Source organism: Gammaproteobacteria bacterium (genome assembly GCA_009845905.1).
Lineage (GTDB): Bacteria > Pseudomonadota > Gammaproteobacteria > Steroidobacterales > Foliamicaceae > Foliamicus.
Map to the genome: position 1 here is coordinate 19,216 of VXYS01000003.1, position 22,521 is coordinate 41,736.

19 protein-coding genes are annotated in these 22,521 nt (G+C 62.8%); 14 read left to right on the forward strand and 5 right to left on the reverse strand.

Features of this window, described 5'->3' with window-relative positions; genetic code table 11:
• Positions 1 to 11 precede the first annotated feature (11 nt).
• Complete coding sequence (locus F4036_00160; protein ID MYK36154.1) at positions 12 to 1,085, forward strand: zinc-binding dehydrogenase; 1,074 nt, start codon at positions 12 to 14, stop codon at positions 1,083 to 1,085.
• Positions 1,086 to 1,269: 184 nt separating this feature from the next.
• Here the strand turns inward: F4036_00160 and F4036_00165 are convergent, their stop codons facing one another.
• Positions 1,270 to 1,830 (reverse strand): M15 family metallopeptidase, encoded by a 561-nt coding sequence (locus F4036_00165; protein ID MYK36155.1) that lies wholly within the window; start codon positions 1,828 to 1,830, stop codon positions 1,270 to 1,272.
• Positions 1,831 to 2,017: 187 nt separating this feature from the next.
• On the opposite strand from F4036_00165, the gene F4036_00170 reads away from it, so the two are divergent.
• The 9 genes from F4036_00170 to F4036_00210 all read left to right on the forward strand — a co-directional run bounded on the left by F4036_00170 (position 2,018) and on the right by F4036_00210 (position 9,959).
• A complete protein-coding gene (locus tag F4036_00170) occupies positions 2,018 to 2,467 on the forward strand; it encodes a hypothetical protein (GenBank protein ID MYK36156.1) in 450 nt (149 codons plus the stop codon).
• Between the two features lie 165 nt (positions 2,468 to 2,632).
• Positions 2,633 to 3,277, forward strand: coding sequence for a MarR family transcriptional regulator (locus tag F4036_00175; protein MYK36157.1), 645 nt, complete (start codon positions 2,633 to 2,635; stop codon positions 3,275 to 3,277).
• Positions 3,264 to 3,683: a hypothetical protein gene (locus F4036_00180; GenBank protein MYK36158.1), complete on the forward strand. Its 420-nt coding sequence runs from the start codon at positions 3,264 to 3,266 to the stop codon at positions 3,681 to 3,683. Before F4036_00175 ends, F4036_00180 begins: the two co-directional genes overlap by 14 nt.
• 185 nt (positions 3,684 to 3,868) lie before the next feature.
• Positions 3,869 to 4,717 (forward strand): NAD(P)H-binding protein, encoded by an 849-nt coding sequence (locus tag F4036_00185; protein ID MYK36159.1) that lies wholly within the window; start codon positions 3,869 to 3,871, stop codon positions 4,715 to 4,717.
• Positions 4,714 to 5,646 carry a DUF1838 domain-containing protein gene (locus F4036_00190; GenBank protein MYK36160.1) on the forward strand — a complete coding sequence of 311 codons (933 nt, stop codon included), beginning with the start codon at positions 4,714 to 4,716 and terminating at the stop codon, positions 5,644 to 5,646. Before F4036_00185 ends, F4036_00190 begins: the two co-directional genes overlap by 4 nt.
• 38 nt (positions 5,647 to 5,684) lie before the next feature.
• A complete protein-coding gene (locus tag F4036_00195; GenBank protein ID MYK36161.1) occupies positions 5,685 to 6,428 on the forward strand; it encodes an SOS response-associated peptidase in 744 nt (247 codons plus the stop codon).
• Entirely contained in the window at positions 6,425 to 7,585 is a 1,161-nt protein-coding gene (locus F4036_00200) for an NAD(P)-binding protein (GenBank protein MYK36162.1), read from the forward strand. The genes F4036_00195 and F4036_00200 overlap by 4 nt, the downstream gene beginning before the upstream one ends.
• A gap of 61 nt (positions 7,586 to 7,646) precedes the next feature.
• Complete coding sequence (locus F4036_00205; GenBank protein MYK36163.1) at positions 7,647 to 9,044, forward strand: FAD-dependent oxidoreductase; 1,398 nt, start codon at positions 7,647 to 7,649, stop codon at positions 9,042 to 9,044.
• Positions 9,045 to 9,167: 123 nt separating this feature from the next.
• Complete coding sequence (locus F4036_00210; protein ID MYK36164.1) at positions 9,168 to 9,959, forward strand: aspartate dehydrogenase; 792 nt, start codon at positions 9,168 to 9,170, stop codon at positions 9,957 to 9,959.
• 30 nt (positions 9,960 to 9,989) lie between these two features.
• Here F4036_00210 and F4036_00215 read toward each other — a convergent pair whose 3' ends face one another.
• Positions 9,990 to 11,639: a sodium:proton antiporter gene (locus tag F4036_00215; GenBank protein MYK36165.1), complete on the reverse strand. Its 1,650-nt coding sequence runs from the start codon at positions 11,637 to 11,639 to the stop codon at positions 9,990 to 9,992.
• Between the two features lie 385 nt (positions 11,640 to 12,024).
• Here F4036_00215 and F4036_00220 point away from each other — a divergent pair, with 385 nt between their 5' ends.
• On the forward strand, positions 12,025 to 12,714 hold the full coding sequence (locus F4036_00220) for a porin family protein (GenBank protein ID MYK36166.1): 690 nt from the start codon (positions 12,025 to 12,027) through the stop codon (positions 12,712 to 12,714).
• A gap of 44 nt (positions 12,715 to 12,758) precedes the next feature.
• Positions 12,759 to 14,351 carry a hypothetical protein gene (locus F4036_00225; protein MYK36167.1) on the forward strand — a complete coding sequence of 531 codons (1,593 nt, stop codon included), beginning with the start codon at positions 12,759 to 12,761 and terminating at the stop codon, positions 14,349 to 14,351.
• Positions 14,352 to 14,363: 12 nt separating this feature from the next.
• Here F4036_00225 and F4036_00230 read toward each other — a convergent pair whose 3' ends face one another.
• From F4036_00230 to F4036_00240, 3 genes are all read right to left on the reverse strand, one after another.
• Positions 14,364 to 16,910 carry a TonB-dependent receptor gene (locus F4036_00230; GenBank protein MYK36168.1) on the reverse strand — a complete coding sequence of 849 codons (2,547 nt, stop codon included), beginning with the start codon at positions 16,908 to 16,910 and terminating at the stop codon, positions 14,364 to 14,366.
• Positions 16,855 to 19,197 (reverse strand): TonB-dependent receptor plug domain-containing protein, encoded by a 2,343-nt coding sequence (locus F4036_00235; GenBank protein MYK36169.1) that lies wholly within the window; start codon positions 19,195 to 19,197, stop codon positions 16,855 to 16,857. Before F4036_00235 ends, F4036_00230 begins: the two co-directional genes overlap by 56 nt.
• Positions 19,198 to 19,321: 124 nt before the next feature.
• Positions 19,322 to 21,526, reverse strand: coding sequence for a TonB-dependent receptor (locus F4036_00240; GenBank protein MYK36170.1), 2,205 nt, complete (start codon positions 21,524 to 21,526; stop codon positions 19,322 to 19,324).
• Positions 21,527 to 21,639: 113 nt separating this feature from the next.
• On the opposite strand from F4036_00240, the gene F4036_00245 reads away from it, so the two are divergent.
• Together F4036_00245 and F4036_00250 are read left to right on the forward strand one after the other, a co-directional pair.
• Positions 21,640 to 22,038, forward strand: a complete 399-nt coding sequence (locus F4036_00245; protein ID MYK36171.1) for a MerC domain-containing protein — start codon at positions 21,640 to 21,642, stop codon at positions 22,036 to 22,038.
• On the forward strand, positions 22,031 to 22,507 hold the full coding sequence (locus tag F4036_00250; protein MYK36172.1) for a transcriptional repressor: 477 nt from the start codon (positions 22,031 to 22,033) through the stop codon (positions 22,505 to 22,507). The genes F4036_00245 and F4036_00250 overlap by 8 nt, the downstream gene beginning before the upstream one ends.
• The last annotated feature ends 14 nt before the right edge of the window (positions 22,508 to 22,521 follow it).

The window sequence follows — 22,521 nt, forward strand, 5'->3', positions numbered from 1 at the left end:
TTCCAGCGACTATGACCGCCGTGCTGCTGACCCGGCACGGCGGCGTCGATGCGCTGGAATACCACGACGACGTTCCCACGCCAACGCCGGGAGCCGGCGAGGTGCTGATCCAGGTCGCCGCGGCTGGAATTAACAACACGGACATCAACACCCGCGTCGGCTGGTATTCCATGAACGCCGCCGCAGCCGGTGGGACGCGCGGCGCAACGGAGGTCGGCGAGGTCCGGGCCGAAGACGCCTCCTGGTCCGGTGCGCCGATGGAGTTTCCGCGCATCCAGGGCGCCGACTGCTGCGGGCGGATCGTTGCGGTCGGCGGCGGGGTCGCGCGCTCCCGGATCGGCGAGCGCGTCATTGTTCGGCCACTGCTGCGATCGTACGTTGGGTACCGCCCCTTCGAATGCTGGACCTTGGGTTCGGAGTGCGACGGGGCATTCGCGCAGTTCGTCAAGGCGCCTGCGCGTGAGAGCTACGCCGTGAACTGCGATTGGAGCGACGCTGAGTTGGCGAGCGTTCCCTGCGCCTTTTCGACTGCGGAAAACATGCTGCACCGAGCCTCCGTGGGGGCCGAGCGCGTGCTGGTGACAGGTGCATCGGGTGGGGTGGGCTCGGCGGCCGTTCAACTCGCCACGCGGCGCGGCGCGTTCGTCGTGGCGGTGGCCGGCCGTTCGAAGGCGGACGCGGTGCGGGCCCTCGGGGCCGACGAGGTCGTGCCCGCGGATGCCGACCTGGCCGACGCTGTGGGCGAGAAAACCCTCGACGTGGTGGTCGACGTTGTGGCGGGACCCTCCTGGCCGGCTCTGCTGGAAGGTCTAAAGGTCGGCGGGCGCTACGCGGCGGCCGGCGCGATCGGGGGACCCTTGGTACAACTGGATCTTCGCTCGCTCTACCTCAAGGACCTCACCTTCTTCGGCTGCACCTTCCAGGAGGACGCCGTGTTCGAGAACCTGATCTCCTATGTCGAGCGCGGCGAGATCCGGGCGGTCGCGGCCAGGACCTTCCCTTTGCGGGAGATCGCGCGAGCCCAGGCGGAGTTCCTCGCCAAGGACTTCGTCGGCAAGCTGGTGCTGGTCCCGCCGACTCGCTGATGCGCGGGATTCACAACGCCGGCCGCAAATCAACAATCCGATCTTCAACGACGCCCGAGCCCTTGAGCCGATAACGCTCGACGTCTGACTGCACTGGCGTGTCTCACACGGTGACGCCCTTGAAGGGAAGACCTTGCCACCCTGTTCGTGGGAGTACTGGTTTACGGTGCGCCGAACGGTGCGCTCAATCTTCCGTGGCATGTTCCCCGCGGTAACACCAGTGCCAAGGCTCGTAGTCAAAACCCCATTGATTGTCTCTGGGGAATGACAGCCTGAAACCGAACCTCGCGGCGTTCCTCGTGAGCCAATGGAAAGCAGCTGACTCGGCGAACTCTTCGCTCACGGGCTCGCAACCCAAGGTTCCTACGTCAAGTGCACGTCCAGTGTGGTGCTCGCTACAGCCGGGCGGCGCCATTACTGCGAAAACTTCGCGAATCGTTTCTCCCCGGTTCAGCTTGTCGCTCACAAGTTTGTATTGGCGGTCGAAGCTGCGAAACGCCGAGATGATGATGAGAGAAATCCCGTCAGCCTTCGCTGTTTCGCGCATCCTTTTCCACGATGCAGCAGCTTCGGGAACGAGCAAGTGCTCTCGACCGCTGGCGGAAACATCAGCGATCACGAGTTTCAAGGCATCGGGGTATACAGGCAAGCGCCGCTGTTCCAACAGGTCAGCTGAGGCGCCCAGCTTTCGAAGCGTGTCCCGCACGCGGCTCTGCAATTCTGCGTGGGTTGTTTGCTCTGTCATCACTGCAGTAGAGTAACGCTTGAGTCGCTGGAAGATTCCTGCCCTCTTTCCGAGGCCCGTACGTCAGTGCGGGCTTTCGTGTATTAGGAGCGCAAATAGACACAATTAGCCACCATTATTGGATTATTTCGGAATGGACTGATCGGATAGAATCAGGTGTCTCATCGCCTGCGGGCGGGCAAAAGACATGGCGACGTTAGCTACTCATTTCTCGAACCTGGAAGCTGCTGCGATCAAGTCCGATGAGCGCGCGGAGCGTATAGCCAGCAAACATTCTCTGCTCCACGAGGGCCAAATTGCTGGTTTTCAGGTTGTGCCCCTGTTCGTGATGATTCATGTCCTTGAACTGGCCGTTTACTTCGGTCTGAAGGACATAAATCGACAAATTGCATCGCTTGAAATCACTACGGAGGAACATCGCGCATGGTGTAGAAGCGCGGCTGGGAAATTGTCCGAGATTGCTCGGCGTGCAGCGACGATAGACGAGAAAACGCGCGGCACGCCTTCTCTGTTTTTCTTTCGGAAGTGGAACGAAGATGCGGCATGCTTGGCGGAAGATGCGGCGGAAACGCTTGCATTAGCTGGGAGTACAGAATTCACACGGCTGCTTGAGGACGACTTGGCAATATTGGCTTAAGTGCGCTTAGGCCGGCAAACGGAATGGCGGGGAGCTGCGGCTCCCCGCGCTTTTTTTGGGACCAGGATGCGGTGACAGAGCGCTCAGTCGCAACCCTTCAGTATCATTTGCCCTCGCTAGTAACGGGCTTGCTTCCTGCCCATTATGGGCAATAATATGCCCGCAATGGGCAGGATGGCTTCAACACTCCCGGCCAGAGGCAAGGCGGTCCGTCGCTCAGACGCGCCGACCAGTCTTGCCGACGCGCTCTTTACCACTACCCAGCAGCGTGTTCTGGCGCTGTTGTACGGCCAGCCGGCGCGCAGCTTCTTCGCCAGCGAACTGATCCGGCTTACCGGCTCCGGCTCGGGCGCTGTTCAGCGCGAACTCAAGCGGCTCGTCTCAAGCGGCCTGGTTAATGTGAAGCACATCGGCAGGCAGAAGCACTTCCAGGCGAACTCCGACTGCCCGGTATTTGATGAACTTTGCGCGATGGTGCGCAAAACCGTCGCCATGGCGGAGCCTATCCGGCAGGCTCTCGCACCGCTCGCCGAGAGAATTGCACGCGCCATGATCTACGGCTCCGTGGCGAAAGGAACGGACACCGCAAGTAGCGATATCGATCTTCTGGTTGTAGCTGATGAATTGACACTGGAGGCGCTTTTTGAGGCGCTTGCCCCTGTCGAAGCCGACCTGGCTCGAAAGATCAACCCAACTCTCTACACCCTTGCGGAATTCGAGGGCCGGCGAGCCGCTGGAAACCCGTTCCTGACCCGCGTATTCGAGGGCGAACACATTGTGCTCATCGGAGAGGAATGTGCCGCAAGATGAACTCAACAACTTGGTTCGCATCGGCAAACTCAAGCTGGAACCCCCTGGGCGTGCTGAGCTTGAAGGACTATTACGCTCGGGCAGCCTGCGGCTCGCCGATAGTCGGCGCACTGATATCAGCCTGGAAAGCCGATTCGACCTCGCTTACAACGCAACTCACGCATTGGCGCTCGCGGCTCTGCGGGCCGAAGGCTATCGTGCCGATTCCCGCTACCTGGTCTTTCAATGCCTTCAACACACTATCGGCCTGTCCAGTGCCCAGTGGCGCGTGCTGGATCAGGCTCACCGCAAGCGCAATCTAGCCGAATACGAGGGCGAATTGGATGTGGACGAGCAACTGCTCGTAGCTATGCTTAGAGTGGCGCGTGAGATTGAGAAGCGGGTATCCAGTCTGGTCGCGGAGTAGCAGCACACCGTCGACCATGAGAAAACACGATTTGCAATGAAAGACTCATACGACTTTTCAAAATCGGTTAAGAACCCGTACCTTCAGAAACCGAAGCAGGAAAAGAAGATGCCCAAGGCTAAAGCGGGCGACATTGCTAAGCCGCGTCCCCGAGCGCGGAGTCTGAGCCACGACCTGATCAAAAAATGTTGAGAATGCCGGGATCTAGGCTGAGACCTACGCTATGCGTTGCTGCGGCGATGGTCTTGCTTGTCTCGACTGCGGCGATGGCGCAGCAGCGCGTGTTGATCATCGGCGGGGCAGGGCATGCGGGGTCGGCGGTCGCCAGGATGCTGATCGAGCGTGGCGATCACGTCACGGCGTTTGTCCGCGCCACGACCGACCGATCCAAACTGGAAGGCGTGCCGGTCGATTACGTGGTCGGCGACGCGATGGAGGCGGATGAAGTGGCGGCCGCGCTCGAAGGCCAGCAATTCGATGTGATGTTCGAGACCGTGCAGGTCTGGCCCGGCACCGAGGCTAGCTATACGCAGATGTACGAAAACTTCGTCCCCTCGGCCAAGCGCATGGGCATAAAACAATTCATCAGCATCGGCGGCGGTTGCGGCGAAAACCCAAGGGAGGACTGCCCGCTCAGCCCACCGCTCTACGAGCTTTCCCAGGATATGAACCAGTCCGAGCACATTCTTCGGGATTCCGGCGTGCCCTACACGATCATCCGCGTCGGCGTACTGATTCCATCCAACCCATTTCATCCCGACGCCGACAAGCGAAGCGGCACGTCGTACATGACGACGGACCTGACCCGGTTCGGCGGGGTGCTGCGTGTCGATCTGAACGAGCAGATAGTGGCCTGCATCGGCGCCGAGCATTGCCTGAACAAGACCTTCATCATCGATGATCCCACGATAAAACCGCAGATCGACCACTGGATCTGCAAGCGGGCGAATGAAGGTCCCGTCGTCTCCGGAAACGTCCCGGCCTGCGGCCCGATGCCGCGCGTCACCGAAGCCCAACTAAGAGGCAAACCATGACCCTGCTGACCCGCCGAACCGCGCTCGCAACCGCCGGCGCCGCCGCAACTTCGTTCTTCGTTCCCGACCGCGCAGACGCTGCGTCACCGCCTCCGCGGCTGGAGTTTCCGACGACCGAGTCCCATGTCCGAGCGTTCATCAAGATCCTGGCCAGCCTCGAGGACGACACGATCTTCCATTTGTACAAAGGCACGCTGGAAGCGGTGGTTCCCGGCAGTGCTCCGGTTCGGCTTGTCGACAGCACCACCATCATTCGCCGTCAGGTCGAGGTTGTGCCGGAAGGCCGTCTCATCAGCATTTGGGAAGCCACCGTCTATCACGGGCAGGGCGAAACCGAACCGCTCGAGTCGTTCGTCAATCCGCTCAACGGGCGCACGGTGCGTCCCTTTCATCAGCGGGAAGGCCGCGGTCAGACGCTGTGGACGGACCAGGCACCGCATTTCCTGCTCGACGACGGGTCCCTGTTTTCCCGGTACGGCCCGGAGAACCCATTCGCGATGGAGTGGTCGCAGGCCGGCGAACGGGTCTGGACCTCGCGGTATTCCGCCGGCGTCTACCTCAAGCATCCGCTCGATCCGGAAGACTGGCCCCTGGAATACTCCGGCCCGGACCTCCTGTACTCGGAAAAAACCACCAGCAACGGGCTGGCGCGCGAACTCGCCGACCCGTCCATAGCCAACGCGTCGGCCACCTATTCGCTCAATATGTCCCTGATCTGGTGGCCCTGGCTGCTCATGGGGCAGCAACCCGGTTTTCTCATCTGGAACACCAACGGCATCAAGCTCCCGAACCGCGATGCGATTTCCATCTCGGACCGGAGACTGGTCGAGGCGGTTCATCCCACCATCTTCGGTTCCGGTACGCCGTGGGAAGGGCGGCTGAATCTGTGGACGGAATACCCGCAGAAGCGAACGCCCGAGAAAGTCTGAGCTCTCTGGCGACCTGAGCAAGGCATTCGGGCGTCAGTGTGTGCGGGCGATTCAACATCATCACCGATCCCAGGGCGTGGATGGACGCGCTCGATGTCCTTTACTCGATCATTGAGGACGGGTTCGAGCCGCGCTACAACATAAGCCCTTCCGAACCGCCGCTTCCCGCCGGGTCTAAGCGCGCCTCGCCCCGGCGCATCACCCGCGTGCCGATCGTCCTGCAGCGGGGCGACGAGTTCGTCGGCGAAGATGCCATCTGGCCGCTGATTCCGGTGTGGGCGCGAGGCGAAGTGCCCAAGTACAGCACCGCCAATGCGCGCTCGGAGGAGATGGCGGACAAGAACGCGTATCGCAACGCCTGGAAGCGCGAGCAGCGCTGCCTGATCTACGCCACCGGGTTCTACGAATGGCAGGCGCGTCCCGGCGTGCGGGCCAAGCAACCTTGGCATATCCGGCTCAAGGGGCAGGGCGGGTTTGCATTCGGCGGACTCTGGGAGAGCTCACGCGCGAGCGACGGCACGGAGGTCCTGTCCTGCACGATCGTGACGCTGCCCGCCAACGAACTGATGCGCGGGATTCACAACGCCGGCCGGAACCGGCACCGCATGCCGTTGATACTTCCGCCGGATGCCCAGAAGGCCTGGCTTGAGGCGCCCGCAAAGTCGGCCATGGACAGGGTCGCCGCCGTGCCGTCCGAGGCACTGGAGGCGTGGCCGGTGTCCACCGCCGTCAACAATCCGAATTTCGACGATGCACGCCTTCTGGAACCGATCCAGGCATGACGGTGCTGATAGTCGGTGGTGGTATCGGTGGTCTGGCGGCGGCCGTAGCGTTGCGCCGCGCAGGCATCAATGCCCGGGTTTTTGAACGGGCTCGTGAGATTCGCGAGGTGGGGGCCGGGGTGACTATATGGTCGAACGCCATCATGGCACTCCAGAGCCTGGGGCTGGGCAAGCAGGTTCGATCACTGGGCTCGGAAATGCTCCGGATCAACGTCCTGTCCGCGAAAGGGAAGCTGATCTCTTCAATCGACGTGGAGGCAATCGCGCGCGCATGCGGCGCGCCGTCACTCGCATTGCATCGGGCCGATTTGCAGCGAATTCTGCTTGACGCGCTGGATACGGACCAGGTGCATACCGCGAAGGAGTGTGTCGGCGTCACTCAGGACCGGAATGGCGTATCGCTTCGTTTTGCCGACGGCACGGAGGCGGCGGGAGAGATTGCGATCGGCGCGGATGGCGTCCGTTCGATAGTCCGATCTTCATTGTTCGGAAGTCAGAAACTTCGTTCTGCGCGGTACTACTGCTATCGGGGCATGGCCGAAACGCCTGGGGTCAATAAGCACGAGGTTCTCTCGCTGCTGCTTCCCGGACTTCAGCTCGGTGTGTTTCCTGAAGTCAGGCCAGCCGAGGCCTATTGGTTTTTGTGTCGGAATAAGCCGTTCGATATCGCCTGGGCGGATGCCGAGTACGATCACATGGCGTTTCTTCGATCAGTCTCCAGGGAATTGCCCGCGGAACTCGGTGCAATGATCGTCGGGACCCCCCCGGAGAGGATTCTTGTCGACGAAGTTCTTGATCGTCCCCCGGACAAGCACTGGGGGCACGGCCGGGTCAGCCTGATCGGCGACGCTGCCCATCCGATGGCTCCGACCTTCGGCCAGGGAGCCTGTATGGCCCTTGAGGACGCGGTTATCCTCGCGGACAGCCTTAGGCGCGCGATAGACCCGGGATCAGGATTGAGGGATTACGAGAACAGACGTCGCCGGCGAACGGCAACGATCACAAGGCTCTCGTGGTACTACGGAAACACTTTTCAATGGGAGCAACGTGCGCTGGTGATGTTCAGAACACTGTTTGCCGCGTCACCCTTCGGCCCCTGGAACCTGCGTAGAATTCTGCGCAAAGCCTGGCGATTCCATTTGCCCGAATTGGCCTGACAAGCAAACGAGTACGCAAATCGGCGTTGAGCGTGCCGATCTGCGCCGGAAGGAGAGAACAATGGAAATAACAGGTGATCGTGGTCAGCGGACCCGTTGGGAGGAGGAATACGACGTTGTCATTGTCGGATTTGGCATTGCTGGCTGCTCCGCCGCTATCGAGGCGTTGGACGCCCGGCCCGACGCCAGGGTTCTGATACTGGAGAAGGCGCCGGAGGAGCACGCCGGCGGGAATTCCCGTGCTTCGGGTCAGGGGCTGGTCATTCCGAAGGACAAGGAGGCCATGAAGCAGTATCAGCGCAATCTGAGTTATTCGAACCCGGTTCCGGAGGACTTGCTGGAGTTCTGGGCCAGCGAACTGATGGAGCTCCACCCCTGGATCGAGGAACGCGCCAGGGACGCCAAACAGAAATATCGGGTTTCCGAGCCCATCTACGAATTCGCCGATCTGGGCGCCAGGGAGGCGGTCAGGGAGCAGGCGACCATACTGCCCCGGCCGGGAGGGCTGTGGGAGGCATTCAGGAAGAATATCGACAGGCGCCCGGTCACGGTCTGGTACGAGAGCCCCGCGGTGGACCTGGTGCAGGATCGCGACAGCGGCGGGGTCTTTGGCGTTGTAGTCGAACGCGGCGGCCGGAAGGTCGCCGTCAAGGCCCGCGGTGGCGTCGTCATGGCCTGCGGCGGATATGAACACAACGAGGACATGAAGCGGAATTACGCGGGGTGGACGGACGTCCCGACCTTCGGCAGCCCGTACAACACCGGCGACGGCATCCATATCCTGCAGCGCGCGGGCGCAGATCTGTGGCATTTGCGCAATCGCATGAATTCCGGCGGTTTTCACCTTGCTTTCAAGGTGCCCGAATACGAGACCGCGTTCATGCGCGCGTTCGACTACGCCAGCTACAGCTGGATCGAGGTGGCTGCCGACGACCGGCGCTTCGGCGACGAAACCTACCCGTTCAACCGCACGCACTACAAGTGGAAGCAGCACGGCCACTACGTCGACACCCTGCATGCCTGGGTGATGCCCGTGCACATGATCTTCGACGAGAACGTTCGCAAGAACAATTGCCTGGGCATGAAATGGATGACCTGGAACATGGCGGTCGAGAAGTACGACTGGAGCGATGACAACAGCAGGGAAGTGGAGAAGGGCTGGATCACCCGGGCCGACTCGATTGCGGATCTTGCCGTCAAGCTGGGCCGGGACCAGGATCGGCTGGTGAAGACGGTTGCCGAATACAACGCCGCCTGCGCCGACAAGGCCGATACTCTCTTCAACAGGGACCCTTCAACGCTTGAGCCTCTCGAGACGCCTCCGTATTACGCGATCGAACTCAAGCCGGGTCTCGTATGCACGTCCGCCGGGGCGAAGCGCACGCCCAGGGGCGAAGTGCTGAACCGCGCCGGCGAGCCCATTCGGGGCTTTATGAGGCGGGGCAGCTGGGCTCCATGATTTCCGACCTTTATCAGAACGGCACGTATCTGACGGAAGCCATGATCTCCGGCCGGTCCGCGGGCCGTAATGCCGTGTCGAGATCCTGATCCGAGGCGTCCTGTTCCCAAGACGGAGGAAACCATGCAGATTGGAATCATCGGCACGGGAGCGATTGGCGGCTACGTTCGGGACGAGCTGAAACGCAGGGGGTTCGCAGTACGTGCGCTTCTCGTTCTTCCGGAAAATGTAGCGGAGACCGTCGGCGAGTTTCCCGACTGCGTGTGCGTCTCGTCCGCAGCGGAACTGCCCGACGACATCGACCACATGATCGACTGCGGGGGCCACGTTGCGCTGAAGATCCACGGACCCGAAATTCTGCGCCGCGGTGTCGATCTCACGACGGTATCGGTAGGTGCGCTGGCTGATGCAGAGCTCTACAGCGACCTGGACCGGGCCGCCGCGGAAGGTAACACGAAGCTATACCTCGTCAGCGGCGCGATCGCTGCGCTCGATTGCCTGCGGGCAGCGCGCGTCGGCAACCTGCAGTCCGTGACCTACACCGGCCGCAAGCCACCGAAGGCCTGGAAGGGCTCGCCCGCCGAAGAGAAACTCGATCTTGATAATCTCGTCGGCGAAGCGCAGGTCCATTTCGAAGGCACCGCGCGGGACGCGGCTACGCAATACCCCGAGAACGCCAACGTGGCTGCTGCCGTCGCGCTGGCCGGCGCCGGATTCGACGAGACGCAGGTAAAGCTGATCGCCGACCCGAATGTGGACCAGAACATCCACGAGATCGTGGCCACGGGCGATTTCGGCCGGTTCTCGTTCGAGATCAGGGGCAACGCACTGCCCGACAATCCGAAGAGTTCGGCAATTGCGGCAATGAGCGTCGTCAGCAGGCTGGAGCAGGAAACGCAACGCATCCGTTTCTAGGCGGAGCGTCGCCTTGACCGGGCAGGGGCCTCAAGCGGTAAGGAATGCGACGCCGGTCCAGCAGATCGCGGCGAGGCCGGCGGCGATGGATGCCTGCGGGATTTGCGTTTTCACGTGGTCCATCAGGTCGCATCCCGTACAGACGGAACTGAGCACCGTGGTGTCCGATATTGGCGAACACTGATCGCCGTATACGCTGCCGTCCATGACCGCGGCGAAACAGAGCGTCATGAACAGTTCCGGGTGGGCGAGTCCCTGGCCGGTCGCCACCGCCCAGGCCAGCGGCATGGCCAGCGGAAACGCCACGGCATAGGTTCCCCAGCTCGTGCCGGTGGAGAACGCGATCACGATGGTCAGCAACTGCAGCAGCACGGGCAGTATGAAATACGGAATGCTGGATCCGAGTTGCTCGACGAGAAAGTGCCCGCCGCCGGTTTCCCGGCTGATGCCGCCGATCGTGATCGCCAGCAGCAGGATCACCGACCCGATCAGCACGCCCTTGATGCCGTCCTGAAATCCGGTCATCAGGTCCTTGAGCGACATGCCCTTGGCCAGCGCCATCCCCGCGGCCAGCAGGAGCGCCGCGCCGAACGCCCAGTGCACGTTGGGCGATCCGAAAGCGATGAACGTTCCCACCGCAATCGCAATCAGCGTCCCCAGCGGCAGGAAGAACTCCAGGATGTGCGGCTTGTAGCCTTCCGGCACGTTGCTGCCCTGCAATTCCTTTGCGGCCAGCGGCGCCGCGTCCGGCGCATCGAGCGCGCCGGTCTCGCGCGCCCGCGTCATGGCTTCCTTGAGCTGCTTGCCCAGGAACAGAGGCTTCTCCACGCTGAGCAGGAAGGTGCCCAGGACCGCAAAAATCGCGTAGAAACAGAAAGGCACGCTCTGGAAGAAGAAGGCGATGCGGTCCGACTCGGTGGCCAGGAAGCTCACGCCGGAGACGAATATGAAGGCTTGCACGTAGCCCGGCCAGGCATTGAAAGCGAGTTGCGAGGCGATGGGCGACGCCGTGGAATCGACGATGTAGGCCAGTTCCTCGTGGCTGACGCGTTCCTGGTCCGCGATGGGCTTGACCGTCGTGCCCACCAGCACGGTGCTGACGGTGCCTCCCTGGAAGAAGACCACGCCCAGCAGCCAGGCCACCAGCTTGGCGGAGCGCGGTCCGCGCACGAACCGCGCCGTAACGAACTCGGCGAACGCCTGGGCCGCGCCGGTGCGCGACCACACGCCCATCAGTCCGCCGAGCAGCCACAGGTAGAGCACCAGAATACTGGCCGAATTGGTGGTTGCGAACGACGGGATCAGAACTTCGCCGGTCAGGTCGTAGCGGCCCAGGATCAGCGCGCCGGAGACCACGCCGCCCAGCAGCGCGGTGATGGGTTCCCGGGTCACCCAGCAGAGCAGGACCGCCACCAGCGCCGGCAGCAGCGACAGCCAGCCGAAGTGGAAGACGGCATTGAGCCGGTAATAGACGGTCCGGGCTTCGCCGTCGACCGATTCCACCTCGGACACGTATTCCTCGCGTATCGGCGGCTCCACCCTGGAGCCTGAGACCCGCTCGGGGTTGAGCTGCGCCTGCGCCATCGGAACGGGATCGAAGGGAACGGACTCGCCCTGCACCTGGTAGTAGAGCTGACCCGATTCGTCCGCCTGGGCGTCGAGAGCGACCCGCTCCACCATCCAGGTGGGCGGCACGGTCAGGCCCGCAATCCAGGACCCGATCAGGGCCAGTGCGAACAGCAGAAATTTTCGGTATCCGACAGGCATTTACTCCCCCTTGGCGCCGGCCGGCGCGCGGCAGATCGAATACTAGCCGGAATTACCCGTTAACGGGCGACACCATAGGCGCCGAACACCGTTTGTCCCCAATATTGGGGATATTCCTCATCGCGCAGCCGAATTACCATCCGATATCGGGGTTGATACGGATTGCTCGCACGGTGCACTTCAGGTTTGGGCGTCGGCGCGTGAAGGCGCGTCCATGAGCGAACGGGACGCGTTCGGGCGGATACTCACCGCGTTGCACGGGGCGGTCCGCTAGCCAGGGAATCTTGAAACGGGGATCATGAGAATGGGGAATTGCATAACTCATCGTGGCTGGGGCATCGCCCTGATCGGGGCTGTCCTGATGGCCTCCCAGGCGGCAGCTCAGGAGAACAGCAGCCGATGGTACGGTTCCGTAGTTGGAATTCGCGATATGCCCGACGCGTCTTCGGCTAGTACTCCGACCGGAAACTTCGGCACGCTCGCAGGCGATATTGTGCTGTCGGACGAGACGGGGTTCGGTATTGCCGTCGGGCGCACCGTGGCCTGGGACTTGCAGGTTGAGGTCGAGGCAACCTGGCGCGCTTTCGACATAACCGAGCTACGTGGAGTACGGGTCAACGGCCAGCCCGTGCCGCCGGGATTCAGCGGTACGGGCAATTGGGACACGGAGACGCTGATGCTGAATCTCCGCAAACACTTTTCCTCAGGCCCGGTGCGACCCTTTATCGGCGGCGGCATCGGTCTCGTAAGGCATGAGGGCACGCTGATTCATCGATTTGCTCCACTCGATATTGAAGGCGACGATACCGGCGACGACTCGGTACTGGCCTACCAGTTTCTGGTTGGCGCACAGATAAGGGCCGGCAGGAATGTTCAGGCCTTCGTCGGCTACCGCTACCTGCGGAGCGACGACATAGAGATCAAGAACCTGACCGGAGAATTTCAGACGCACGGCATTGAGGCCGGCGTCCGGTTTCTCTTCGACTAAGTGAGGGCGGGAGCAGGTCGAGGGACGCGGTAACCAAGATCTGCATGAGCGATTCCTTGGCCGGCCTGGTTGGTGGCCTTGGACTTTTCATCGCCGGGATGTGGCTCCTCACGGCGAACCTGAAGACCATGGCGGACTACCGCCTGCGCCAGGCGGTCAACCGATGGACGGGCAACCGGTATTCCGCGCTGCTGTTGGGGTGCGTCGGTGGAGGCGTCACCCAGAACATGACCGCGCTCACGTTCATCACGGTGGGGGTGCTTCGGGCCGGAATGATCTCGACGTCGGGTGCGCTCGCGGTGATCCTGGGCGGCTGCATCGGCTCCTCCCTGCTGGTGCTGATAGTGACGCTCGACGTGAAGGTGCTGGCGCTTTTTCTCATCGGCATCTTCGGCATAGCCGCGGCGAGCGAGACGTTGACCAGGCACCGGACGCTGGCAGCGGCGTTGTTCGGCGGCAGCCTGCTCCTCTTCGGGCTGATCCTGCTCCAGGAATACGCCGCCCCTTTCGCCGCGCAGCCCTGGTTCCAGGCGATGCTGGAGCAAACCGGACGCTCGATGGAGCTGGCGTTTGCCGTCGCCGCGGTACTGACGTTCGTGATCCAGTCGCCCAACGCAATCTGCATCCTCGGCATCGGCCTTATGGGCGCCGGGGCGCTGACGGTCGAGCAGACCCTCATGGTCTTCTACGGGGCGGGCATCGGCTCGGGTGGCCTGCTCTATCTGCTGTCCAGCGGCCTTGCTGGGCGTTCCCGGCGGATCGCAATGTACATGGTCCTCTATGACCTCCTGACCAGCGTCGTGCTCGTGCCTCTGCTCTACCTGGAAATCCACTTCGGTGTGCCCCTGGCGATGGCGTTGCTTGAGCGTCTGCCCTTTGCGGCGGAGATCAATCTGGCGATCTTCTACATCCTGACCAGCCTGGTCGCGCTACCGCTGCTGCTCGCTTCGGTCAATCTGTGTGCTGCGGCACTGAAGCGCCGGTGGCCCAGTTCCCTGTCCGACGCGCTTGCCCGGCCACGCTTTATCCGCGACACCGGTGCGGGTGAGGACCCGCTCGCGCGGGTGCGCCAGGAGCATGCGCGGGTCGTGCAGAACTTCGCGTTCTACTTCGACGCCGTGCGCCAAGGCCGTCGTGTGGCGCCCCTTCGTGAGGCGTCATGCAGCCTTCTGGACGACATCCGGGGATACCTTGACGCCATGCCCCTGCGGCGGCGCGCCCACGAGGTCGAGGCGCGCAACGCCCTGCGCAATCAGCACCGGCTGCTGATCGAACTCGAAGATGCGCTCGGGGAGCTTTGCACTCTGCTCGGCGCACGCGTTCCGGCTACGCCATTGCGCTGGCTGCATGCCGGCGCCCTGGAGGGCGTCGACGCGTTGCTGCACGTAGTGATCGACGCACTCGACAAGGGAAAGGGGGATGCCGCGGGCTGGCGGCTGGTGGCCCGCGCCGGCGAGGGCCACGCGCAAACGGTACGCAAGATCCGCGCCGGGTATCTCGCTGCCGATCCCCCGCTTCCGCAGAAAGCTTTGGGCGAAATGCTGCGCCTGAGCGAAGCGGCCGAGGAGGCGTTGCGCGTGCTGGCCGAACTCAAGCCGGCGTTCGCCATAAGGCCCAAGCCCGAATCGACGATCTAAGCGGGTTGGCGCTTAGCGTAGCTTCGCCTTCAGCGTCAATCCGAACGAACGGGGCAGGTTCACCCAGGTGTGCCAGCTTCCGGGCTGGAACACGGAGTCGAACACCAGCGAGTTCGTCCGCTTGTCGGCCAGGTTTCTGCCCCAGAGCACCAACTCGTAGCGGCCATCCGCTGTCCCGACTCCCACGTTGGCGTTGTACAGGTTGAATGCGCCGCGCACCTTCTCCGGGTCGAGATCGGAGCCGGTATTGACTTGGCCGACGTGCGACCAGTTCAGATTGGACCACCAGCGCCAGTTCGTCCCGGGTATCTCCCGGTCGACGAAGAGCGACGCGCTGCCCTGCCACAGCGGCGATTGCGTCAGACGCTTGCCTTCAAGGTGGCCATTGGCGGGAACCAGGTCGTCGCCGTAACGAGCGTCGGCGTACGTGGCGCCCGCTGTCAGCAAAAGCCCGCCGCCGAGCGCGAGCGAGGACTCGATTTCCAGTCCTTTGCTTATCACGTCCCGGACATTGCCCACGGTAAAGCCGAGTCCCGTATAGGTATTGAGCTGGAAGCCTTCGAAGGTGGTGTGGAACAGGGCGCCGTTGGCGGTCAACCTGCCGTCAAGCAACCGTGCTTTCAGGCCCAGTTCCCAGGAATCGGACGTTTCCGGTCCGAAACGGCTCTGGTCGACGAAGTTGCCGCCGGCATCGCGGAATCCCACGGCCTCCTGGTTAAGATTGAAGCCCCCGGCCTTGTAGCCCCGGCTGAAGCCGGCATAGCCGTTGATGTCGTCGCCGAATCGCCAGGACGCCTTCAGCGTGCCGGTGACCTTGCTCTCGTCCGCCTGGTTGTTGTAGCTCAGGTTGTCGCAGAGCGAAAAGAAGGTCGAAACACCGCCGAATTGCGCGCAGAATGGGTCGTTGACGAACTCCCCGAACGGGGCGCCGTTGACAATGGCGCCGGCGTCCTTTTCTTCGGTCGAGTAACGCAGGCCCAGGGTCAGGTCCAGCGCCGCGTTCGCGTGCCAGGTATTGTGCGTGAACAGCGACCACCCCTCCGCCTCGGAGAAGTACAGCGCGTCGAAGCCCTGCCCGGGAACGCCCCGGCCGGCCGGATCGCCCAGGAACAGCGGCGCGATGGCCGGGTTGCCGAATAGCGCACCCACGTAGGCGCCGCCGTGATGGGACAGGACGATCTGCTCGGTGGACTCCATGTCCTCCGTGTAGATATAGGCGCCGGCCAGCCAGGAAAATGCGTCCGTTTCTCCGAACAGCTGAAACTCCTGGGACCAGTTCTCGAACTCCTCCTCGGTGTCCTGCGGATGCAGGATGTCGGCATTGGTGAAGTCGATGTCCTGGCCGCGCGAGATCTCAAAATCCAGGTAAGCCGTAATCGACCGGAAGGTCATGCCGGCCGTGGGCTCCCATGTCACGTCCAGCGACAGCCCCTTGTTCCTTACGTTCTCGAAGGGCGGGTAGTTCACGCCCACGCGGGCGTCCCCATCAGGTGCGAACGGAGTGATGTCGCCTCCGAGCGCGGCAATGATCGCGCTGGTGGGGCCCGTTATCCAGAACGACGCTGGACAGCAGGACTCGTCCTTGCGGGTGTAGTCGCCGATGACGCGTATTTCCAGCGCGTCGGTCGGGGTCCACAGGAGCTGGCCCCTTACGTAGCGGCGGTTGCGGTGGTCGTAGGTAGCGTCGGAATCGATGTCCCGATAGCCGCCGTCGCGTTTGCGGTAGGCCAGGCTCAGGCGTCCGGCCAGGACCTCGTCCGCCAGCACGGCGTTGCCGACGAAGGCCGCCTCCCGGGAACTCAGGTTGCCGAGTCCGAGCGTGAGGTCGGCGCTGTCCTCGAACGCCGGCTTGCGCGTGATGATGTTGACCGCGCCGGCGATCGTGTTCTTCCCGAACAGCGTGCCCTGCGGCCCGCGCAGGACCTCCACGCGGTCGATGTCCACGAGGTCGTCGAAGGCGAGCCCCGCGCGCGAGCGATAGATGCCGTCGATGAACGTGCCGACCGCGGCTTCCAGGCCCGGGTTGTTCCCCGTCGTGCCCACGCCGCGTATGCGCAGCGTGCCCCCATTGGACGTGCTGTTCGAGTTGTAGACCGCGACGGAGGGCGACACCTCCTGCAGCCCGTACAGATCGGTCACGCCCCGGCCGGCGAGTTCTTCTCCGGTATATGCCGATACGGCAATGGGAACGTCCTGAATCGACGCCTCGCGCTTGGTCGCCGTAACGAGAATCTCTTCGATGACGGGTTGATCCGCTCCCTGTCCCATCACAAGCCGCGGCAACGCCAGCGCAAGCAGGCCGGCTGCGACGAAGAACCGGTTTGTCGTCAACTTACCCCCCACAGACTGGCGTCGGGAGGCCCTCCCGGCACCGTTCAAGCACGATGCCGAGTATACGACGACCGCTAGAAGAGCATGCGCAGTCCCGCTTCGACCGTGCGTCCCGGCTGCGGCGCCACCAACGCCGGTAGCAGGGATAACCAACCGGAGTGTTCGACTGACCTCACCAACCGACCCCAAACTCCACGCCGACGATACGGGGCGCATCCAGCGGCACATAGTAGGTGCCGTCAGCGCCAAACAGGAAATGCTCGAACCCAAGCCCGGACGGGTAGCGCTCGTCGGTCAGGTTTTCCACGAACAACTGCAGCCGATATTTATCCCCCTCATATCCTGCCTGCAGGTTAACGACGTTCACTCTGTCCCGCAGCACACGGCTGCGCTCTTCGAGCGGTGTTTCGCCTGTGACGCTGAGTTCCCCCCGCAGAAAATACCCACCGCCGAATTCGTACAGGGCGGAAAAATTCGCGTCGAATGACGGCACCAGCTTGACGGGCTCACCGTCAAGGTCGAATTCCTGTACCGCCTCCCCCTGGGCGCCGGCCCGGAACAGAAAATCCTTGTACGTGGCGTTGGTGTAGCCGTAGCTCGCCACCAGTTTCAGATTGTCATTGGCCTGGTAAACCGTCTCGATCTCGAATCCGTAGCTCTCGATGTCGGCATTGGCGCCGATAAAGGCCGACGAAGTGACTCGACCCATGTCGTCGGTCAGGACGCGGACTTCCTGCCAGTTGTCGGATTGAATGTAGAAAGCCGCCAGGTTCAGGTATCCCCTGCCGTCGGGAAGGCGTGTCTTCAGCCCGACTTCGTAACTCCAGACAGACTCCTTGTCGTAGATGGTCAGGTCTTCGCTGATGCTGGCGTCCTCCGCCAGGGTCAGATTGAAGCCGCCGGGGATGTAGCCTTTGGAAGCGCTGGCGTACGCGTTCACGCTTTCCGAGGCGTCATAGCTCAATACGAGACGGGGCAAGATCTCGGTGTAACTGTCGTCCAACTGAATGTTGTAGAAGTTCAGTTGCACAAGGCCGATATTCAGCGGGGGGCCTTCCTGCTGAATGGTCTCCCGATCGGCCCAATCATGACGCAAGCCAACGGTTGCGCTCAGTCCATCAATGCCAAGCGAGAACGTCGCCGAGCCGAACAGGGCGAAATCCTCGCCCCGTGCGAATTGCGGCGGGGTGAGTACGTAGGGGTTGTAGTCGTTCAGCAACGGGTTGAATGCGCTGGTCGTCAACACGGTTCGCTTGTCTTCCTTGTACCAGGACATGCCGACGATGTAGTCGAATTGATCGCTGTCCGGCGAAGTGAATCGCAACTCGCCGCTCCAGAACTTCTCGTTTTCAATCTCGCGTCCCGCAAGGCCGGGTATTTCAAAAAACGGCGGCCCGAACAGCGGGTTGCCTGGCATGTAAAACGGATTGGGAAACTGAAACCAATTCCCCGCGGTCAGATCCAGGTCGAGTCCGGACGAATCCTTGTCCAGTTTGGTGAAGGAATACGCCATATCCAGCGAGCCGTATTCCAGATCCCAGGTTGCGGAGAGGCCGGCAACCAGGTCTTTCTCCATGGTGTGTTTGGGTGCGTCGTTCAGGAACTCGAACTTCCCCACTTCGCGTCCGCCGTTGAAGTAATCGCGGTAGATGCCGTCATAATGCCGGCGGTCAACCGGCGCATACTCCTGGTCGAAAAGACCGGGCGCGTCCGTGTCGAGAATGTAGGCGGTTCCCTTGATCGTCAGGCTGTCCGCCGGTTGCCAGGCCACGCGGGCCTGCAGGAACAGATCGCGGATTTCTCCGGGCTCGCCCGTCAGCGTGGCCGGATTCGTAATGTACGAGTCTTCCTTCAGCGCCCGTAACGCGAGCGACGCGGACAGTGTGTCGTCGGCCAGGGGACCACCCAGAAACGCGTCCAGGATGTAGCCGTGGTTGCCGTTGTACGTGCTTCCGGTCAGGCGGATATCGGATTCCCGTTCCCGACCCGGCTGTCGGCTGTTGATAATCAGCAACCCCGCCTCGCTGTTGGCGCCGTAAAGGGTCGATTGCGGGCCGCGCAGCACCTCGATCGACTCGATCTGGCTCAGCACGGCGTTGCTGAGCTCGCGGAAAGGAATGCCGTCAATGTAGAGCGCCGCCCTATTGACGATATACGGGTTGGACTCGATCCCCCGAATCGTGACAAACACCGAACTGAGCTGGGCGGTCTCGTTGAACTGCACATTGGGCACGAGGTCGTCGATGCGTCGGAGGTCGCGAATCCTGGCCTCGTCAATGAACTCCTCCGTCATCACCGTTACCGCCACGTCGCTTTCCAGCAGCGTCTCGGTGCGCTTCTGGCCGGTGACCAGAATTTCCTCGATATCGAATGCCCCGTCTCCCGCGTCTGCCTCCCAACTTTCATCAAGTTCGGCATCCTGAGCGCTGCCAACAACCGTAAGCAGCGTATGGAAGATCAATATCGCATTGACCGCCCACTTGTCCGCTCCGGTCTTGAATCTGCGCAAGTGCATGTGGGCACCTCCAGTCACGAAATGTAAAGAAACACCACCAAGCGCCTCGTCAACTGGATCGTGGGCATGATCCAAGAGAGAACACCGCTTGGGAAGAAATAAATACCAAGGGCTGCTAGAGCCGCTAGAAGAGCATGCGCAGTCCCGCTTCGACCGTGCGTCCCGGCTGGGGCGCCAGGTCCTTGACGACGGACGTGTGCAGGCGCTGCTCGTCGTCGGTGAGGTTGCGCCCGGCCAGGTACAGGTCGACCGTCGTGTCGGCCGGGCGGAAACGCCAGGAGACGCGCGCGCGCAGGTCGTTGTAGCCGTCCGTCGGCAACTCGAACTCGGCGACATCGTCCTGATCGGACGCCCGCACGTAATCCACGTTGGCCCGCAGGCGGTCGCTCGTGAACTCGAGCGACACGCCGACCCGGTCGGGCGGTATGAGCGGCAGGTTGTCGTTGCCGGAGATGTCGAGTTCCGGCGTGACCCTATCGTAGAAGACACCCAGGTTGAGACGGCCGGCGCTCCACTCGGCCACGGTCAGACGGCCTTCCACCTCGAAGCCGGCGAAGGTCGCGTCGGCCTGGGCGTAGCGGCGCACGGCGAACCCGTCCATCTCCTCATCCGTAGCGGCCTGGTAGATGAAGTCCGCGAAGTCCGTGTAGTAGAAGGTCCCGCTCACGGACCAGCGGTCGCGGCCTCCGCTGATCGTGGCCGCCAGGTTGCGGGCCTTCTCGTGGCCGAGCCCGGGATCCCCGATCTCGAAAACGCCCGTGCCGGGGTGCGGGCTGTCGGAAAAGAGTTCCTCGCCCACCGGAGCGCGGGACGAGTAGTCGGCCAGCAACGTGCCCTCCCAGCCGTCGCCGAGCGGCACGATGAGGCCCAGCGAAGCGCTGCCGCCGCTGAAGTCGCGGCTGCCGCCGTTCGCGGGATCGTGCTCGACCCGGTCGTAGCGCAGGCCGGCCTCGAGCCCGAGTCTGCCGAGCGAGCGCTCGCCGACCCAGAACAGGCCTAAGGACGACGTGTCCACGGGGGGCGTGAAGGCTTCTTCGCCGACCACGGAGAACTCACGGTTGCCGAGCTGGACGCCGAGGGCGCCGCGCCAGCCGCCGGTCGGACCGTGCGTCAGTTCCGCGCGCGCTTCCCAGGCCTGGTTCGAGAAGATCGTGCCCACCTCGCCGGCCTCGTTCTCCGCGTGCTCGTAGTCGTTCATGCCGAGCCGGAAGTTGAGGCTCTCGAAGCCGCCGAACGGGTCGGCCAGGCCAGCCTTGAGGTCAATGCGCGTCTGCTTGAGGTCGACGATGGGAGTGGCCTCGCCTTCATGGTGTTCCTCGTCTTCGTGATGTTCCTCGTCCTCGTGGTGGTCCTCGTCCTCGTGGTGACCCATCTCTTCGTGGTCGTGTTCGTCGTGCCCGTGGTCGTGGGCATGGCTGTGGCCGGGGATGCCGTACTCGGAATCGAGATTGCTTACGGCAAGGCCGACGAAGCCGCGGTCGCCGACGAAGGACAAGCCGACGGAACCGCCCTGGACCTCAAGACCGCTGCCCGGCAGAAGCCCGTAGGCTTCTTCCTCTTCATGGTGCTCGTCTTCGTCATGGTGTTCGTCCTCGTCCTCGTGTTCGTGTTCATGTTCCTCTTCGTGGTGCCCTTCCTCTTCGTGGTGGTGCTCCTCTTCCTCCAGTGCGCGCAGGACCGCGGACTCGGCGAACCCGGGGATGTCGTAGTCGTCCGACTCGCGGGCAAAGGCGTCGAGGTGCCACGCGATGTTGCCGGCGCCACCGTCGAGGCGGAAAGAACCGTTTCTGCCGCTGCCGTTGTCGGAACCGCGCAGGTCGAGAGCACCGCGTATGCGCTCCGGCACTTCCTGCGGTATGCGCCCCGTCTGGACATCGACCACGCCACCGATTGCGCCGGAGCCGTAGAGCAGGGTGGACGAGCCCTTCAGGACTTCGACGCGCTCGGCGACGAAGGGATCGACCGTGACGGCATGGTCGCCGCTGCTGACGGAAACATCGAGTGTGTCAATGCGATCCTCCATCACGCGCACGCGCGCACCGCCCATGCCGTGGATCACGGGTCGCCCGGCGCCCACGCCGTAGGAACTGTTGTGGATGCCCGGCTCGTTGCCCACGGTCGCGCCGATGTTGTCCACCGCCTTGCGCTCGAGCTCGTCGGCATCCAGCACGTCGGCGGCCTGCGCGAGTCCTTCGCGCGAGAGCGGGTGGGCCAGGACGATGATCTCCTCGATGGCCCCCGATTCATCCGCTGCCGGCGCTTCTTGGGCGAGTGCGGCTGTCGTCAGCAACGGTGCTGCCGCCAGCAAAGAAAGTAGTTTGCGGTTCATTGCCCTTCTCCCAGTGAATGAGCAGGTGAGTGACATGGGACGCGCGGCGCCAAGGTCCGTCGCAATCTAGAATTGATACAATATAACATATCGGATGTGGCAGAATACGCGCCATGATTTCGTTTGACATCAAAAGCGTCCAATGGGGTCCGTCGGCGCGCATGGATCTATGCGCGGTCGGGCTCTCGACGCTGTGCGTGCTTCACTGTGTGGCCCTGCCTGTACTCGCAGCTCTGATGCCTCTTGCTGCGCAGGCTGCGGAGAGCGAGCTTGTACATCGGATACTGGTAATCGCCGCCGTTCCCGTGAGCCTCCGGGTGATCTGGAAGACACTGCCGGCGGCCGGCAACAGGCTGTTCGTGGGTGCGGCAGTGGTTGGCCTCGGGTTGCTGCTGCTGGCCGCGTTCGTGGAGGCGGTGTCGTCGTACGAGGAACCGATTACCATCGCCGGCGGTTCGCTCCTGGGTTTGGCGCATCTTTGGAACTGTGTGCGACAATGCGGAAATGGCTAGACAGCCGGCGACAGCGGCGCCGCTCGCGGCGAAATGGCGAAAGCTCGCCGAAGAGCGCTGCGCGGAGAAGGGCGAGCGGCTGACCCCGGCGCGACTGGCCGTCTATGCGGAAATGCTGGCCCGGCGCCGGGCGGTTTCAGCCTATGAACTCATCGGGCTGCTGGAGAAACGGCAGGAACGCAAGATCGCGCCTTTGACCGTCTACCGGCACCTGGACTTCCTGATGCGGACCGGCCTCGTCCACCGGCTGCAATCCGCCCAAGCCTACCTGCCGTGTGACCATCCCGACCATGCCCACGAGAGCCAGTTTCTGCTTTGTTCCTCGTGCGGCCACGTGGACGAGGTGGAGTCGAGCGGACTTGAGGCGTTGCTGTCCCGGATCGCGGACGAGCACGGATTCCGGCCGGACAACGCGGTCGTGGAGGTCAAGGGGTTGTGCGGCACCTGCGCCGACGGCCAGCCGGACTGAGCGGGCTTCGCCTC

Excerpts from the sequence above, each read along its gene's own strand:
- F4036_00160 (MYK36154.1), top strand. The coding sequence starts at position 12 with ATGACCGCCGTGCTGCTGACCCGGCACGGCGGCGTCGATGCGCTGGAA.
- F4036_00165 (MYK36155.1), bottom strand. The coding sequence starts at position 1,830 with ATGACAGAGCAAACAACCCACGCAGAATTGCAGAGCCGCGTGCGGGAC.
- F4036_00170 (MYK36156.1), top strand. The coding sequence starts at position 2,018 with ATGGCGACGTTAGCTACTCATTTCTCGAACCTGGAAGCTGCTGCGATC.
- F4036_00175 (MYK36157.1), top strand. The coding sequence starts at position 2,633 with ATGGGCAGGATGGCTTCAACACTCCCGGCCAGAGGCAAGGCGGTCCGT.
- F4036_00185 (MYK36159.1), top strand. The coding sequence starts at position 3,869 with ATGTTGAGAATGCCGGGATCTAGGCTGAGACCTACGCTATGCGTTGCT.
- F4036_00190 (MYK36160.1), top strand. The coding sequence starts at position 4,714 with ATGACCCTGCTGACCCGCCGAACCGCGCTCGCAACCGCCGGCGCCGCC.
- F4036_00200 (MYK36162.1), top strand. The coding sequence starts at position 6,425 with ATGACGGTGCTGATAGTCGGTGGTGGTATCGGTGGTCTGGCGGCGGCC.
- F4036_00205 (MYK36163.1), top strand. The coding sequence starts at position 7,647 with ATGGAAATAACAGGTGATCGTGGTCAGCGGACCCGTTGGGAGGAGGAA.
- F4036_00210 (MYK36164.1), top strand. The coding sequence starts at position 9,168 with ATGCAGATTGGAATCATCGGCACGGGAGCGATTGGCGGCTACGTTCGG.
- F4036_00215 (MYK36165.1), bottom strand. The coding sequence starts at position 11,639 with ATGGTGGAGCGGGTCGCTCTCGACGCCCAGGCGGACGAATCGGGTCAG.
- F4036_00220 (MYK36166.1), top strand. The coding sequence starts at position 12,025 with ATGAGAATGGGGAATTGCATAACTCATCGTGGCTGGGGCATCGCCCTG.
- F4036_00225 (MYK36167.1), top strand. The coding sequence starts at position 12,759 with ATGAGCGATTCCTTGGCCGGCCTGGTTGGTGGCCTTGGACTTTTCATC.
- F4036_00230 (MYK36168.1), bottom strand. The coding sequence starts at position 16,910 with ATGTGCCGCTGGATGCGCCCCGTATCGTCGGCGTGGAGTTTGGGGTCG.
- F4036_00235 (MYK36169.1), bottom strand. The coding sequence starts at position 19,197 with ATGCACTTGCGCAGATTCAAGACCGGAGCGGACAAGTGGGCGGTCAAT.
- F4036_00240 (MYK36170.1), bottom strand. The coding sequence starts at position 21,526 with ATGAACCGCAAACTACTTTCTTTGCTGGCGGCAGCACCGTTGCTGACG.
- F4036_00245 (MYK36171.1), top strand. The coding sequence starts at position 21,640 with ATGATTTCGTTTGACATCAAAAGCGTCCAATGGGGTCCGTCGGCGCGC.
- F4036_00250 (MYK36172.1), top strand. The coding sequence starts at position 22,031 with ATGGCTAGACAGCCGGCGACAGCGGCGCCGCTCGCGGCGAAATGGCGA.